Genomic DNA, 12,987 nt, shown 5'->3' with positions numbered 1-12,987 from the left:
CCGCTATCATTTTTATGATGAAAATTTTTACCACATTAAAATTTATTTAATGAAAATTTTATTCATAACGATGATCGGCTTCACAATCCGTCGATTTTGCTGGCGAGCGGCGGCGTCTTTCCGCCACAATAGAAACGGGCATACTCAGAAAGGTAACGTGATGAATACAGGCAACTTGTTATTGCGGCTGCGGCAGGATTTGGCGGGGTACAGCCCCACGCTGCAAAAGCTCGGCAACTATCTTCTTGCGGAGCCCTCCCGCGCCGTTTACCTGACCATCACCGAACTGGCGCGTGAAAGCGCCACCAGCGAAGCCAGCGTCACGCGGCTGTGCCGCCATCTGGGCTGTAAAGGCTATACCGAATTTAAAATGGCGCTGGCCCTCAGCCTGCAACAAAACCAGCCGGAGGCGACGACGCGGCAAAGCGCAACGGAAAATTTGGTGGAAGAGAGCGTGCAGGCGCTGCGGGATACCGGCGCGCTGTTGGATCCTCAGGCGCTGCAACAGGCGGCGGACAGCCTGCAGCGTTGCGCTTCGGTACAGATTTACGGCGTCGCCGCCAGCGCCATCATCGGCGATTTTCTGCACTACAAACTGTTGCGCCTCGGCAAACCGGCGCAGCTGTTCAGCGACATGCACCGGGCGGCGATGAACGCCGCCTCGCTGAGTGAGCGGGATCTGCTGATCGTCATCTCCAGCTCCGGCTCCACCAAGGACGTGCTGCATGCGGTGGCGTTGGCCAAAGGGCGCGGCGCACGCGTGATCGCAATCAGCAACACCCAACGCAGCCCGCTGGCTAAAATGGCGGATACGCTGCTGGTGGCAGCCAAACCGGAAGGGCCGCTGACCGCCGGTGCCCTGCCGGCCAAGGTCGGCGCCATGCTGCTGGTGGAGTTGATGATCGCCGAACTGGCTCAGCGCGATCCCGCCTACGCTCAGGCGATGCAGGCTACCGCGAGCGCTACCCTACCGCTGCTGTTGTAATCAGAAGATCCAGCGGCCATAAACCCAGTACCACAGCCCCAGCACCGCCACCAGGTTGAGCGCCACGCTGAGGATGAACCAGGTTTTAAACGGCTGCTTCTGGGTTTTGTGGCGAAACAGCTGCTGTGCCGCCAGTGCGCCCAACCATCCGCCCAGCGCGCCGAACAGCAACAGCGTCGCCTCCGGTACCCGCCGCCACCCTTTGCGCGCCGCCAGCTTATCGCCGCCGTAGATCAGAAACGTCAGCAGGTTGGCCAACAGCAACCACATCCACACCGGATGCAGCGAGAACAGGCTGGCGACCAGCGCCAGGCCCAGCAGGGCGTAACAAATCACATTGAGCTTCATGACATCCGGTTTTTCGTTCGGTAAGGGGGCGCGTAGTGTGAACCTGCGCCAGGATGGATGCAACCGGCTTATACCCATACAAAAAGTGCATTTAAACCCTGAATTTGGCATCCTGTCGTTCTGCCAATCCTCTACCGCACAAGGCGGCCCGATGACACCCCAACGCGTACTGGTTCTTGGAGCCAGCGGCTATATAGGCCAGAACCTGATCCCGCACCTGATCGAACAGGGGCACCAGATTACCGCCGCCGCGCGGCGCATCGAGTGGCTGCAGGAGCGGAACTGGCCGCAGGTCAACTGCCTGTATGCCGATCTGTATCGCCCGGATACCCTGAGCGCGGCGCTGTGGGAGATCGATACGCTTTACTATCTGGTACACGCGATGGGCGACGGCGACGATTTTATCGAGAAGGAGCGCCAGGCGGCGGAAAACCTACGCGACGCGCTGCGCAATGCCGGCGTCAAACAGGTGATCTTTCTCGGCGCGCTGCAGCCGAACGACGACAGCTCACCGCACCTGGCGGCCCGCCGCCTGACCGGCGAGATCTTGCGCCAGAGCGGCGTGCCGGTGACCGAGCTGCGCGCCGGCATCATCGTCGGCCCCGGCTCGGCGGCGTTCGAAGTGATGCGCGACATGGTCTATAACCTGCCGGTGCTGACGCCGCCGCGCTGGGTGCGTTCGAAGTCGTCGCCGGTGGCGCTGGAGAACCTGCTGGTTTATCTGGCCGATCTGCTGGCGCACCCGGCGCAGGAGCACCGCATCTTCGACGTTGCCGGGCCGGAGTACCTCAGCTATCAGGATATGTTCAAACGCTTTATCGCCCTCAGCGGCAAGCGGCGCTGGCTGATCCCGATCCCTTTGCCGACGCGGCTGATTTCGGTGTGGTTCATCAGCCTGATCACCTCGGTGCCGCCGCCGATCGCCCGCGCGCTGATCCAGGGGCTGAAGCACGATCTGCCCGCCGACGGCCGGCCGCTGCAGGCCCTGATCCCGCAGCGGCTGCACACCTTTGATCAGGCGGTCGCCACCACGCTGCAGCGCGAACAGGAGGTGGTCGATTCCGCCGACTGGGGCTACGATCCGGCGGCGCGGGCCCGCTGGCGCCCCGGCTACGGTTACTATCCAAAACAGGCCGGTTGTTCGCTTGACACCGCCGCCACCCGCGAGGCCCTGTGGCAAACGGTGCAGCAGCTGGGGGGCGAAGAAGGCTATTTCTACGCCAATATTCTGTGGCGGATCCGCGCTCGCATGGACGACATGATCGGCAACGGGGTGGTCTACGGCCGCCCGGCGCGCGCGACCCTGGCGCTGGGCGACGAGATCGACGGCTGGAAAGTCATCACGCTGAAGCCGCTGCGGCAACTGGCGCTGCTGTTCGGCATGAAGGCACCGGGGCTGGGGCGGCTGAGCTTCAGCATCACCGATCACGGCGATCGCCGCACGCTGGACGTGCGCGCCTGGTGGCATCCGGCCGGCTTCAGCGGGCTGCTGTATTGGTTCGCCATGATGCCCGCACACCTGTTCATTTTTCGCGGCATGGCGAAGCGCATCGCCGAGCTTGCTGAGAGCCGGGATCGCCAACAGCGCTGAACGCCGTTCATTTGTCGATCAACCGCACAGTTTGCCGCTGTGCTTCGGGGCTTTCCGATTGCATAGCGCACGAAATCACGGAAGAATGGCATCTTATTTGCTGGGAGCGCCGCAAGCGCCCGCCGGTATTCCGATTTTGGGTGAGAATAGAGTCCGTTATGAAGGTATTGGTCACCGGTGCCACCAGTGGGTTAGGCCGTAACGCCGTTGAATATCTGCGCCGCCAGGGCATCAAAGTGCGCGCCACCGGCCGCAACCAGGCGATGGGCGGCCTGCTGGAAAAAATGGGCGCGGAGTTTATTCATGCCGATCTCACCAATCTGATCTCTTCGCAAGCCAAGGCGATGCTGGCGGACGTCGACGTGCTGTGGCACTGCTCCAGCTTTACCTCGCCCTGGGGTACCGAAGAGGCCTTCGAACTGGCCAACGTCCGCGCCACCCGCCGCCTCGGCGAATGGGCGGCGGCCTACGGCGTAGCGCAGTTCATTCACATCTCCTCCCCGGCGATCTATTTCGATTACCACCATCACCGCAACGTGACCGAAGACTTCCGCCCGCAGCGCTACGCCAACGAATTCGCGCGCAGCAAGGCCGCCGGCGAGCAGGTGATCCAGCAGTTGGCGCTGTCCAATCCGCAGACCCATTTCACCATTCTGCGCCCGCAGGGATTGTTCGGACCGCACGACAAGGTGATGCTGCCGCGGCTGCTACAGATGATCAAACGCTACGGCAACCTGCTGCTGCCGCGCGGCGGCGCGGCGATGGTGGACATGACCTATCTGGAGAATGCGGTGCACGCCATGTGGCTGGCGACGCTAAAAGAAGATACCCCGTCCGGCCGCGCCTACAACATCACCAACCAGCAGCCGCGCCCGCTACGCACCGTGGTGCAGCAGCTGATCGACGATCTGGGCATGAAGTGCCATATCCGCTCCGTCCCCTATCCGATGCTCGATATGATGGCGCGCGGCATGGAACGCCTCGTCAGCAAAAGCGAGAAGGAGCCGGTGCTGACCCACTACGGCGTCGCCAAACTCAACTTCGACCTCACGCTCGATACCACCCGCGCGCAGCAAGAGCTGGGCTATCAGCCGATCGTCTCGCTGGAAGAAGGCATCGCGCGCACCGCCCGCTGGCTGAAAGATCACGGCAAGCTGCACGGCCTGTAATCAACGCGCCGCGCCGTACTTCACCAGCAGCGCATCGACAATCGCTTCACTCTCTGCATCCGGCTCGCCGCGCACATCGTCGGGCCGGAAGTGCATCTGAAACGCCGCTACCACGTTGCGCTGCTGCCGCGCATCCCATGACGGGTCGATCGCATAGCCGTAACGCGCCAGCTTTTCGAGCAGCGGCGCCATCGGTACCGGCGCATGACGATCGCGCCCCGCCAGCAAACGCTGCACGTCTCGTTCGTCCGGCCAGGCGCCGATGCCGGCCTGGGCCAGCTGCCGCCAGGGGAACAGTGGGCCGGGATCCTGTTTGCGCTGCGGCGCGATATCGCTGTGCCCCACCACGTCCTGCGGCTGGATGCCATAGCGTTGGATAATGTCGCGGCTCAGCGGGATCAGCACGGCGATCTGCTCCGCCGTATAGGGTTGCCAGTGGGTGAACAGCATGCTGCGGGTGAAGCCCTTGTTGACGATTTCGATGCCGATCGAGGTGTCGTTGAGGTTGCTGCGACCGCGCCAGGCGCTGGTGCCGGCATGCCAGGCGCGCATCGCCTCCGGCACCAGCCGGTACACCGTCGGTTTGCCGTGCTCGCGCTGCGGGTGTGCCGGCAGCAGATAATGGGCGCTGACGTGCTCGTCGGTCAGCGTTTTCAGCGATGAATGGAAGTCTTCCGCCGTGTAGTGCATCACCAAAAACCGGATGCGCTGATCGGCACCCTGCGCCTGATGCAGGGTTTCGAGCTGGTAAGCGCCGCGATCGACGAGCGTGTCCTGCTGTGGATTTTGGCACCCCGCCAACAGCGCGGCGGCGATAATCCCTGGCCAAATTTTCACTTATCCTCCTGATTGTCGTCCGTGAAAATGGTAAGGCGACGCGATTAGCCTGTATCCAATCATCACGCTCATCGAGAAATGATGACAGATAGCGCCGATGTGCAAGCGAGTGTTTCTCTCGGCTGGCGCCCTGCGCCCCCCATGATAGTCTCAAAGTATCATCTGCGCTGAAAGAGCGGAGTCGAACATGTTCACACCACGCTATCTGTCCTGGTTGCTCTGTGCCGCCATGCTGCCGCTCAGCGGCTGCGATCAGCAAAAAGTCGCCGGTGCGATGGGCGGGAGCACGCCGCCCCCGGCCGCTCCCGCCGCCACTGCAAGTGCGCCGGCCTATACGCCGCTGACTGCCGATCAGCTGTACCAGTTGGTCAGCCCGGTGGCGCTGTTCCCCGATAAGTTGCTGGCGCAAGTGTTGGCCGGCGCGGGTTACCCTGACCAAATCAGCGCCGCGGATGCCTGGCTGGCGCAAAACCGCGGCCTGCAGCCGGCGGCGCTCAGCTCGGCGGCCGACGCTCAGCCCTGGGATCCCAGCGTGCGCGGCCTGGTGCAATTCCCCGACGTGCTCGATCAGATGGCGAAGAACATCCCCTGGACCACCGCCCTGGGCAGCGCCTACCTCAACGATCCCACCGACGTGATGAACGCCATTCAGGTAATGCGCCAGCGGGCGGCCAGCCAGGGTACGCTGAAAAACACCCCACAGCAGCGCATCGTCGTGGCTCCCACCACCCGTTACGTTGAGCAACAGTCTTATCGCCAGAGCGTGGTCGCAGCGCCGGGCGAAACCATCGTCATCGAGCCCAGCCAGCCGGATACGGTTTACGTCCCGCATTACGATCCCTGGGTGGCCTACGGCACGCCGATCCCCGCCTACCCCAGCTATCAGTATCAGCCTTCGGGCTATAGCGGCGGCGACATGTTGGCGGCCGGCGTGATCAGCTTCGGCGTCGGCATCGCGGTCGCCTCTTTGCTCAACCAACACAACAGCGGCTGGCACAACTGGGATATGCGCTGGGACGATCGACGCCAACCGGTGGTCTACCGCAATGCGCCCTACGTGTCGCATTCCACCACCGTGGTGAATCGCGTCACCAACATCAACCAATATAACAACGTCAACAATGTGAATCGCAGCACCACCAGCACGGTGAACAACTACAATACGCCCCCCGCCGCGCCGACGCCGCGCTTCAATCAATCGACGCCGAACGCGGCGCCGCAACAGCCGCGCGTCGCGCCTGCGGCCCATGCGCCGATGACCATGCCGAACTTTGCGCATACCCAACCGGTAGCGGCCGCGCCGCACGTGCAACAATCGGTCAACGCGCCCCATGTGCAGCAACCGATGAGCATGCCGACGTTCACGCATACCGCGCCTGCGGTGCCCCACGCGCAGCAACCGATGGCCGTGCATTCAGCGCCGGTACAGACGCATCCAATGCCGGCCGTCACGCCGGTGCATCAATCCGCCATGCGGCCACCGGTTCAGGTCGCACCTCACGTCGCTCAGCCGGCGGTGCGCGAACCGGCCGTAGCGCCGCACCCGGCGGTAGTGCGCCCGACGCCGATGCCGCAAGAACGCGTCATGCCGCATCCGGCCCCGGCGCCGCAGATCCGCCCGTCGTTCGTTCAGCCGATACAGCATCGCCAGGAGCCGGCGCCGGTAAAACCGCAGGAGCACCGCCCGATCGTCGAGCAGCACAAGGTGGGGTAAAGCAAGAGAACGTCGCCCCGGCAGAATGGCCGGGGCGCGAGAATGGCGTTAGCGGCTGACTTTCACCGCGGTGCCGCTGACGGTCACCATCAGCATGCTGCCGTCTTTACCAACGGTTTCATAATCGATATCAATGCCGACCACCGCGTTGGCGCCCAGCTCTTTCGCCTGATCTTCCAGCTCTTCGAACGCGATCAAGCGCGCCTTGCGCAGCTCTTTCTCATAAGCGCCCGAGCGGCCGCCGACGATATCGCGCACGCCGGCGAAGAAATCACGAAAAATGTTGGCGCCGAGGATCGCTTCGCCGGTCACGACGCCGCAGTATTCGGTGATGGTGAACCCTTCCAGGGTCGGGGTAGTTGAAAGCTGCATCAGAATTCCTTGTTTGATTAATTCAACGTATCTATGACCAGAGGATTGGCATTATGTTCGCTTAATCAATGGCACGCAGTACGAATGCAAGGCCAAAAAACGCATTTATACTGTAAGCTATCGGTCTTCATGGTAGAGACTTTCACATAAGGTAATAAGATGAAAACAAAAACGATTGCGGCTGTTTTACCCTTAGCGCTGTTGCTGAGTGCCTGTACCACGGTGGAACCGGCATACAAGGATATCGGCACCCGCAGCGGCAGCTGTGTGGAAGGCGGCCCGGATACGGTCGCGCAAAAGTTCTATGACCTGCGCATCCAGCAGGGCGCCGGCCTGCCGGACAGTAACCGCCTGGCGCAGCTGCAACCTTACCTGAGCAAAGTGCTGTATCAGGATCTGGTCAGCGCCGGCCAGAACCCGGGCAAGCACCGGATAACCGGCGATCTGTTCTCCGGCAATGCGCAGGGGCCAAGCAGCGCGTCCGTCGCCAGCGCCTCGACCATTCCTAACACCGATGCGAAAAACATCCCGCTGCGCGTTGACTTGAGCTACCAAAAAGACGCCAACAGCACCGTGAACTGGCAGGACGAAGTGCTGATGGTACGCGAAGGCACCTGCTGGGTGGTTGATGATATTCGCTACCTGAATGTTCCAGCGCACGCCACCAACGGCAGCGTGCGCCAGGTGCTGGAAAACCAGTAACCCGCAATACCCCGGCCGACGCGGGCTTGCCGCGTCGGTCATCCCCGCCGTCCGCCCACCGCTCGAATTTCGTCCAATAGAAAAAATTTCGCTACCGATCTCACAGCCTGCGCCACAAATCCCCTCCCTCGGCTTGAGTCGCGGTATCTTGTGCTAATCTTTTACTGTCCCGCCGCACACTCATAAATTTTAACGCACAAAGATTGCATAAGTATTCTGTGGAAGTTAACATTTGCGGCATCAATGTCTATTCAATTCTGGCGCATGAGTATTCAACTTAACGGTATCAATTGCTATTACGGCGCTCACCAGGCGCTGTTTGACATCACGCTGGATTGTCCAGCCGGGGAAACCCTGGTGCTGCTTGGCCCAAGCGGCGCCGGGAAAAGTTCATTGCTGCGGGTGCTGAACCTGCTGGAAATGCCGCGTTCGGGCCAACTGCAGATCGCCGGCAACCAATTCGACTTTAAGCAGGCGCCGGGCGAGAAAGCCATTCGCGAACTGCGCCAAAATGTCGGCATGGTCTTCCAGCAATACAACCTGTGGCCTCACCTCACCGTGGTTCAGAACCTGATCGAAGCGCCTTGCCGCGTGCTGGGTCTGACCAAGGCTCAAGCGATGGAGCGTGCCGACAAGCTGCTCAAGCGTCTGCGCCTGACCGACTTCGCCGATCGCTTCCCGCTGCACCTTTCCGGCGGCCAGCAGCAGCGCGTGGCGATCGCCCGTGCCCTGATGATGGAACCGCAGGTGCTGCTGTTCGATGAACCGACCGCGGCGCTGGATCCGGAAATCACCGCTCAGATCGTCAGCATCATTCGCGAACTGGCCGGCACCGGCATCACGCAGGTGATCGTCACCCACGAAGTGGAAGTGGCGCGCAAGACCGCCAGCCGCGTGGTGTACATGGAAAACGGCCACGTGGTGGAGCAAGGCGACAGCAGCCACTTCACGCAGCCGCGGACCACCGAGTTTGCCAACTACTTATCACACTAACAATTAACTTGCTGTAATTTGGGGAGTTTGCGATGAAAAAACTAATAATCGCCGCCATTCTGGCCGGCATCAGCGTTTCCGCCTCCGCAGCCGAAACGATCCGTTTCGCTACCGAAGCCTCCTATCCTCCATTTGAATTTATTGACGCCGGCAACAAGATTCAGGGTTTTGATGTCGATCTGGCCAACGCCCTGTGCAAAGAGATGCAGGCCGAGTGCACCTTCACCAACCAGGCGTTCGACAGCCTGATCCCGAGCCTGAAGTTCAAGCGTTTCGATGCGGTCATGGCCGGTATGGACATCACGCCGGAGCGTGAAAAGCAGGTGCTGTTCACCAAGCCGTACTACGATAACTCGGCGCTGTTCATCGCGCAGAAAGGCAAAATCGCCGACGTGGCGGCGCTGAAAGGCAAGAAAGTGGGCGTGCAAAACGGCACCACCCACCAGAAATACCTGGCCGACAAGCACCCGGAAATCACCACCGTGCCTTACGACAGCTACCAGAACGCCATTTTGGATCTGAAGAACGGCCGCGTTGATGCGGTGTTCGGCGATACCGCAGTGGTCAACGAGTGGCTGAAGCAGAATGACGCGCTGGCGGCAGTGGGCGCCAAAGTGACGGATAAAGACTACTTCGGCACCGGCCTCGGCATCGCGGTACGCCAGAAGAACACCGATCTGCAGGGCAAGTTCAACGCCGCTCTGGACAAGATCAAGCAGGATGGGACCTATGAAACCATCTACAAAAAATGGTTCCAGCAGTAATACGCCCCGATGAATGAATTACAACCTTTAGCAAGCGCCGCCGGCATGACCGTCGGCCTTGCCGTTTGCGCCCTGATCCTCGGGCTGATTCTGGCGATGCTGTTCGCCGTATGGGAATCGTCCCGCTGGAAAGCGGTCAGCTGGCTCGGCACCGCCTGGGTGACCGTGCTGCGCGGCCTGCCGGAAATCCTGGTGGTGCTGTTTATCTATTTCGGCTCGTCGCAGCTGCTGCTGATGCTCTCCGACGGCTTTACCCTCAACCTCGGTCTGTTCCAGCTGCCGATTCAGCTGGCGATCGACAATTTCGAAGTCAGCCCGTTCCTGTGCGGGGTGATCGCTCTGGCCCTGCTCTATTCCGCCTACGCTTCGCAGACGCTGCGCGGCGCGCTCAAAGCGGTGCCTCAGGGGCAGTGGGAATCCGGCCAGGCGCTGGGGCTCGGCAAGGCGGCGATCTTCTTTCGCCTGATCATGCCGCAGATGTGGCGCCACGCCCTGCCCGGCCTCGGCAACCAGTGGCTGGTGTTGCTGAAAGACACCGCGCTGGTGTCGCTGATCAGCGTGAACGATCTGATGCTGCAAACCAAGAGCATCGCCACCCGCACCCAGGAACCTTTTACCTGGTATGTGATCGCCGCGGCCATCTACCTGCTGGTGACGCTGTTCAGCCAATACGTCATCAAACGCATTGAGCTGCGCGCCACGCGCTTTGAGCGGGGGCCGGTCTGATGATTGAGTATTTACCGGAGATTCTCAAAGGGTTGCACACCAGCCTGACGCTGACCGTCGCCGCGCTGATCGTCGCGCTGGTGCTGTCGCTGCTGCTGACGGTGATACTGACGCTGAAAACGCCAATCCTGACGCCGCTGGTCAAGATCTACGTGACGCTGTTCACCGGCACACCGCTGCTGGTGCAGATCTTCCTGATCTACTACGGCCCCGGTCAGTTCCCGGCGATCCGCGACTACCCGTGGCTGTGGAACCTGCTGTCGCAGCCCTGGCTGTGCGCGATGATAGCGCTGGCGCTGAACAGCGCGGCCTACACCACGCAGTTGTTCTACGGCGCGGTGCGCGCCATTCCCGCCGGACAGTGGCAGTCGTGCGAAGCGCTGGGCATGTCGCGCCGGCAGACGCTGCGCATCCTGCTGCCGTTCGCCTTCAAGCGCGCGCTGTCGTCTTACTCCAACGAAGTGGTGCTGGTGTTCAAAAGCACCTCGCTAGCTTACACCATCACGCTGATGGAGGTGATGGGCTACAGCCAGCTGATGTACGGCCGCACCTACGACGTCATGGTATTCGGTGCCGCAGGCCTGGTGTACCTGTGCGTCAACGGCCTGCTGACGCTGCTGATGCGCTTGGTGGAGCGCCGCGCGCTGGCGTTTGAACGCCGCAACTGAGGCCGCCTCCCTCCATGAGCCCCGCCATTGCGCGGGGCTTTTTTTATCCCCACAGCAATACTTAATCATTTATATTGCATTTTAATTCACCCAGTGGCAGGGTTATCAGCAGGCGCACACGTAAAAACCTCTGGCGATTACCAGTAAAAACAAACGATAGCGAATAATCACTTTCAGGATTCAGACAGGAGCTCTACGCATGAAAAAACTGCTGCTTGCCGCGACGATGTTGGCCGGGATCACCTTTAACGCTACCGCGGCCGAGACCATCCGCTTCGCCGCTTCCGCCACCTACCCGCCGTTCGAATCGCTGGACGCCAACAACCAGATCGTCGGCTTCGATATCGATCTGGCCAACGCGCTGTGCAAGCAGATGCAGGCGCAGTGCACCTTCACCAACCAGGCGTTCGACAGCCTGATCGCCGCGCTGAAATTCAAGAAATACGATGCGGTGATTTCCGGTATGGACATCACGCCGGAGCGCAGCAAACAGGTCGCTTTCACCCAGCCTTACTACGCCAACTCGGCGATCGTGATCGCGCAAAAAGGCAAGTTCAGCTCGCTGGCGGATCTGAAAGGCAAAAAGCTCGGCATGGAAAATGGCACCACCCACCAGAAATACATGCAGGACAAGCATCCGGAGATTAACACCGTCTCTTACGACAGCTACCAGAACGCCATTCTGGAGCTGAAAAACGGCCGTATCGACGGCGTGTTCGGCGACACCGCCGTGGTGAACGAGTGGCTGAAAACCAACCCGCAGCTGGCGCCGGTGGGCGAGCACATCACCGATGCGCAATACTTTGGCACCGGCCTCGGCATCGCGGTACGCCCCGACAACCAGGCGCTGCTGGCCAAGCTGAACGCCGCGCTGGACGCCATCAAGGCCGACGGCACCTACAAGGCCATCAACGACAAGTGGTTCCCGCAGTAAGCAATAAGGCCCGGTTATCCGGGCCTTATGTTTTATAAAATCCGCACCAACAGCGTCAGCACTTCGTAGTGCGCGGTATGCGGGAACATGTCAAACAGCTGCACCCGTTCGATGCGGTACCCCGGCAACATCTCGATATCTTTCGCCATGCTCTCGGCATTGCAGCTGGAATAAAGAATATAGTCCGGCGCCATCTGGCTCAGGTAGTCGCACAGCGCCTGGCCGATGCCGCGCCGCGGCGGATTGACCAGCACCAGCTGCGGCACCTGACCTTCGGCGGTGGCGAAGCGGGTGGAATCGAGCGCCTGAAAATCTACGTGTAGCAGCCCTAACCGCTGCGCCGACTGGCGGGCGCAGGCGATCGCTTCTGCGCTGATTTCGATGCCGGTCAGCCGCGTTTGCGGTTGCGCGCAGTGCAGGCCGAAACCGCCGACGCCGCAGAACAGATCCCACATGCTGTCGATACCCAGCGCGCGCACCCAGTCGCGGGCGGTGGCATACAGATCGGCGGCCACCTGCGGGTTGGTCTGGAAGAAGCTTTGCGGGCGGATGAACAGCGGCACCTGATTGAACCGCTCCTCCAGCGCCTGCTGTTCGGTCAGCGCAATCTCGCGCTCCCCTTCCATGATCGCCATGTGCACCGGCTGAATATTGGCGGAGATCACCTTGAGCTGCGGCAGCTGCTGCTGCAGCCACGGCAGCGCGGCGCGCAGCTGCGCCAGCTTGGTTTCCGAACGCAGCACGAAGCGCAGCATCACGCCGCCGTCGAGCGTGCTTTCGGTCAGCAGCAGGTACTTCAGCTCGCCGCGTTTGCGCGCCACGTTATACGGCGTCAGGCCCGCGCGGGCGATAAAGCTTTTCAGCACCGCAAACATCGGCGCAAAGGCGGCGGGATACAGCGGGCAGCCGCTCAGATCGACCGGCGTGCCGTCGCGGTGCAGCATGCCGAGCAGCGGGCGCTCCACGCTGCCGCTGACCACCATCTTGGCTTTATTGCGAAATGCGCTCAGCTCTCCCGCCACCGGCTGCAGCCACTGCGCGACGTCGCGCCCGGCCAGCAACGATTGCAGGTGATGCTGTTTGTCGGCCAGTTGCTGCGGATAGGGCTTTTCCAGCCACTGACAGGAACGGCAGGTGCCCGCCGTATACAAAGCGCAATGCATGAAGATTACCGTGAAGTTCAG

14 protein-coding genes are annotated in these 12,987 nt (G+C 61.3%); 10 read left to right on the top strand and 4 right to left on the bottom strand.

Annotated elements, in window-relative coordinates; translation table 11 throughout:
* Nucleotides 1–157: 157 nt before the first annotated feature.
* Nucleotides 158–985, top strand: coding sequence for a MurR/RpiR family transcriptional regulator (locus tag V8N38_RS08250; RefSeq protein WP_060421676.1), 828 nt, complete (start codon nt 158–160; stop codon nt 983–985).
* Here V8N38_RS08250 and V8N38_RS08245 read toward each other — a convergent pair whose 3' ends face one another.
* Nucleotides 986–1,333 carry a DUF1294 domain-containing protein gene (locus V8N38_RS08245; RefSeq protein ID WP_033654657.1) on the bottom strand — a complete coding sequence of 116 codons (348 nt, stop codon included), beginning with the start codon at nt 1,331–1,333 and terminating at the stop codon, nt 986–988.
* A gap of 151 nt (nt 1,334–1,484) precedes the next feature.
* Between V8N38_RS08245 and V8N38_RS08240 the strand changes: the two genes are divergently transcribed.
* Nucleotides 1,485–2,924 carry a DUF2867 domain-containing protein gene (locus tag V8N38_RS08240; RefSeq protein WP_147839502.1) on the top strand — a complete coding sequence of 480 codons (1,440 nt, stop codon included), beginning with the start codon at nt 1,485–1,487 and terminating at the stop codon, nt 2,922–2,924.
* A 158-nt stretch (nt 2,925–3,082) separates the two neighbouring features.
* The gene (locus V8N38_RS08235; protein ID WP_147839503.1) at nt 3,083–4,093 is read left to right on the top strand and encodes an NAD-dependent epimerase/dehydratase family protein; all 1,011 of its coding nucleotides are present in this window, start codon (nt 3,083–3,085) and stop codon (nt 4,091–4,093) included.
* On the opposite strand, the gene V8N38_RS08230 is transcribed toward V8N38_RS08235, so the two are convergent.
* Nucleotides 4,094–4,930 (bottom strand): N-acetylmuramoyl-L-alanine amidase, encoded by an 837-nt coding sequence (locus V8N38_RS08230; RefSeq protein WP_087762258.1) that lies wholly within the window; start codon nt 4,928–4,930, stop codon nt 4,094–4,096. It lies immediately after the preceding gene.
* Between the two features lie 187 nt (nt 4,931–5,117).
* Between V8N38_RS08230 and V8N38_RS08225 the strand changes: the two genes are divergently transcribed.
* On the top strand, nt 5,118–6,644 hold the full coding sequence (locus V8N38_RS08225; protein ID WP_147839504.1) for a DUF3300 domain-containing protein: 1,527 nt from the start codon (nt 5,118–5,120) through the stop codon (nt 6,642–6,644).
* A gap of 48 nt (nt 6,645–6,692) precedes the next feature.
* Here the strand turns inward: V8N38_RS08225 and V8N38_RS08220 are convergent, their stop codons facing one another.
* The gene (locus tag V8N38_RS08220) at nt 6,693–7,016 is read right to left on the bottom strand and encodes a heavy metal-binding domain-containing protein (RefSeq protein ID WP_004928400.1); all 324 of its coding nucleotides are present in this window, start codon (nt 7,014–7,016) and stop codon (nt 6,693–6,695) included.
* Nucleotides 7,017–7,175: 159 nt separating this feature from the next.
* On the opposite strand from V8N38_RS08220, the gene V8N38_RS08215 reads away from it, so the two are divergent.
* The 6 genes from V8N38_RS08215 (at nt 7,176) to artJ (V8N38_RS08190) (ending at nt 11,803) form a co-directional block, all read left to right on the top strand.
* Nucleotides 7,176–7,718 (top strand): lipoprotein, encoded by a 543-nt coding sequence (locus V8N38_RS08215; protein ID WP_049202208.1) that lies wholly within the window; start codon nt 7,176–7,178, stop codon nt 7,716–7,718.
* 264 nt (nt 7,719–7,982) lie between these two features.
* Entirely contained in the window at nt 7,983–8,711 is a 729-nt protein-coding gene (artP, locus tag V8N38_RS08210) for an arginine ABC transporter ATP-binding protein ArtP (RefSeq protein WP_038884338.1), read from the top strand.
* Nucleotides 8,712–8,743: 32 nt separating this feature from the next.
* Complete coding sequence (gene artJ / locus V8N38_RS08205) at nt 8,744–9,475, top strand: arginine ABC transporter substrate-binding protein (protein WP_147839505.1); 732 nt, start codon at nt 8,744–8,746, stop codon at nt 9,473–9,475.
* 9 nt (nt 9,476–9,484) lie between these two features.
* Nucleotides 9,485–10,201: an arginine ABC transporter permease ArtQ gene (gene artQ / locus V8N38_RS08200; RefSeq protein WP_025159684.1), complete on the top strand. Its 717-nt coding sequence runs from the start codon at nt 9,485–9,487 to the stop codon at nt 10,199–10,201.
* Nucleotides 10,201–10,869: an arginine ABC transporter permease ArtM gene (gene artM, locus V8N38_RS08195; protein ID WP_033637817.1), complete on the top strand. Its 669-nt coding sequence runs from the start codon at nt 10,201–10,203 to the stop codon at nt 10,867–10,869. Before artQ ends, artM begins: the two co-directional genes overlap by 1 nt.
* A gap of 199 nt (nt 10,870–11,068) precedes the next feature.
* Complete coding sequence (gene artJ, locus V8N38_RS08190) at nt 11,069–11,803, top strand: arginine ABC transporter substrate-binding protein (RefSeq protein WP_033637816.1); 735 nt, start codon at nt 11,069–11,071, stop codon at nt 11,801–11,803.
* Between the two features lie 32 nt (nt 11,804–11,835).
* Here artJ (V8N38_RS08190) and rlmC read toward each other — a convergent pair whose 3' ends face one another.
* Nucleotides 11,836–12,966, bottom strand: coding sequence for a 23S rRNA (uracil(747)-C(5))-methyltransferase RlmC (gene rlmC / locus V8N38_RS08185; protein WP_087762254.1), 1,131 nt, complete (start codon nt 12,964–12,966; stop codon nt 11,836–11,838).
* Between the last annotated feature and the right edge of the window lie 21 nt (nt 12,967–12,987).

The organism is Serratia nevei (assembly GCF_037948395.1).
Taxonomy (GTDB): Bacteria; Pseudomonadota; Gammaproteobacteria; order Enterobacterales; family Enterobacteriaceae; genus Serratia; species Serratia nevei.
This window is presented reverse-complemented; position numbering and strand designations above follow the sequence as displayed.

Excerpts from the sequence above, each read along its gene's own strand:
- artP (WP_038884338.1), top strand. The coding sequence starts at position 7,983 with ATGAGTATTCAACTTAACGGTATCAATTGCTATTACGGCGCTCACCAG.
- V8N38_RS08225 (WP_147839504.1), top strand. The coding sequence starts at position 5,118 with ATGTTCACACCACGCTATCTGTCCTGGTTGCTCTGTGCCGCCATGCTG.
- V8N38_RS08245 (WP_033654657.1), bottom strand. The coding sequence starts at position 1,333 with ATGAAGCTCAATGTGATTTGTTACGCCCTGCTGGGCCTGGCGCTGGTC.
- artJ (WP_147839505.1), top strand. The coding sequence starts at position 8,744 with ATGAAAAAACTAATAATCGCCGCCATTCTGGCCGGCATCAGCGTTTCC.
- artJ (WP_033637816.1), top strand. The coding sequence starts at position 11,069 with ATGAAAAAACTGCTGCTTGCCGCGACGATGTTGGCCGGGATCACCTTT.
- V8N38_RS08220 (WP_004928400.1), bottom strand. The coding sequence starts at position 7,016 with ATGCAGCTTTCAACTACCCCGACCCTGGAAGGGTTCACCATCACCGAA.
- V8N38_RS08215 (WP_049202208.1), top strand. The coding sequence starts at position 7,176 with ATGAAAACAAAAACGATTGCGGCTGTTTTACCCTTAGCGCTGTTGCTG.
- V8N38_RS08240 (WP_147839502.1), top strand. The coding sequence starts at position 1,485 with ATGACACCCCAACGCGTACTGGTTCTTGGAGCCAGCGGCTATATAGGC.
- artM (WP_033637817.1), top strand. The coding sequence starts at position 10,201 with ATGATTGAGTATTTACCGGAGATTCTCAAAGGGTTGCACACCAGCCTG.
- V8N38_RS08235 (WP_147839503.1), top strand. The coding sequence starts at position 3,083 with ATGAAGGTATTGGTCACCGGTGCCACCAGTGGGTTAGGCCGTAACGCC.
- rlmC (WP_087762254.1), bottom strand. The coding sequence starts at position 12,966 with ATGCATTGCGCTTTGTATACGGCGGGCACCTGCCGTTCCTGTCAGTGG.
- artQ (WP_025159684.1), top strand. The coding sequence starts at position 9,485 with ATGAATGAATTACAACCTTTAGCAAGCGCCGCCGGCATGACCGTCGGC.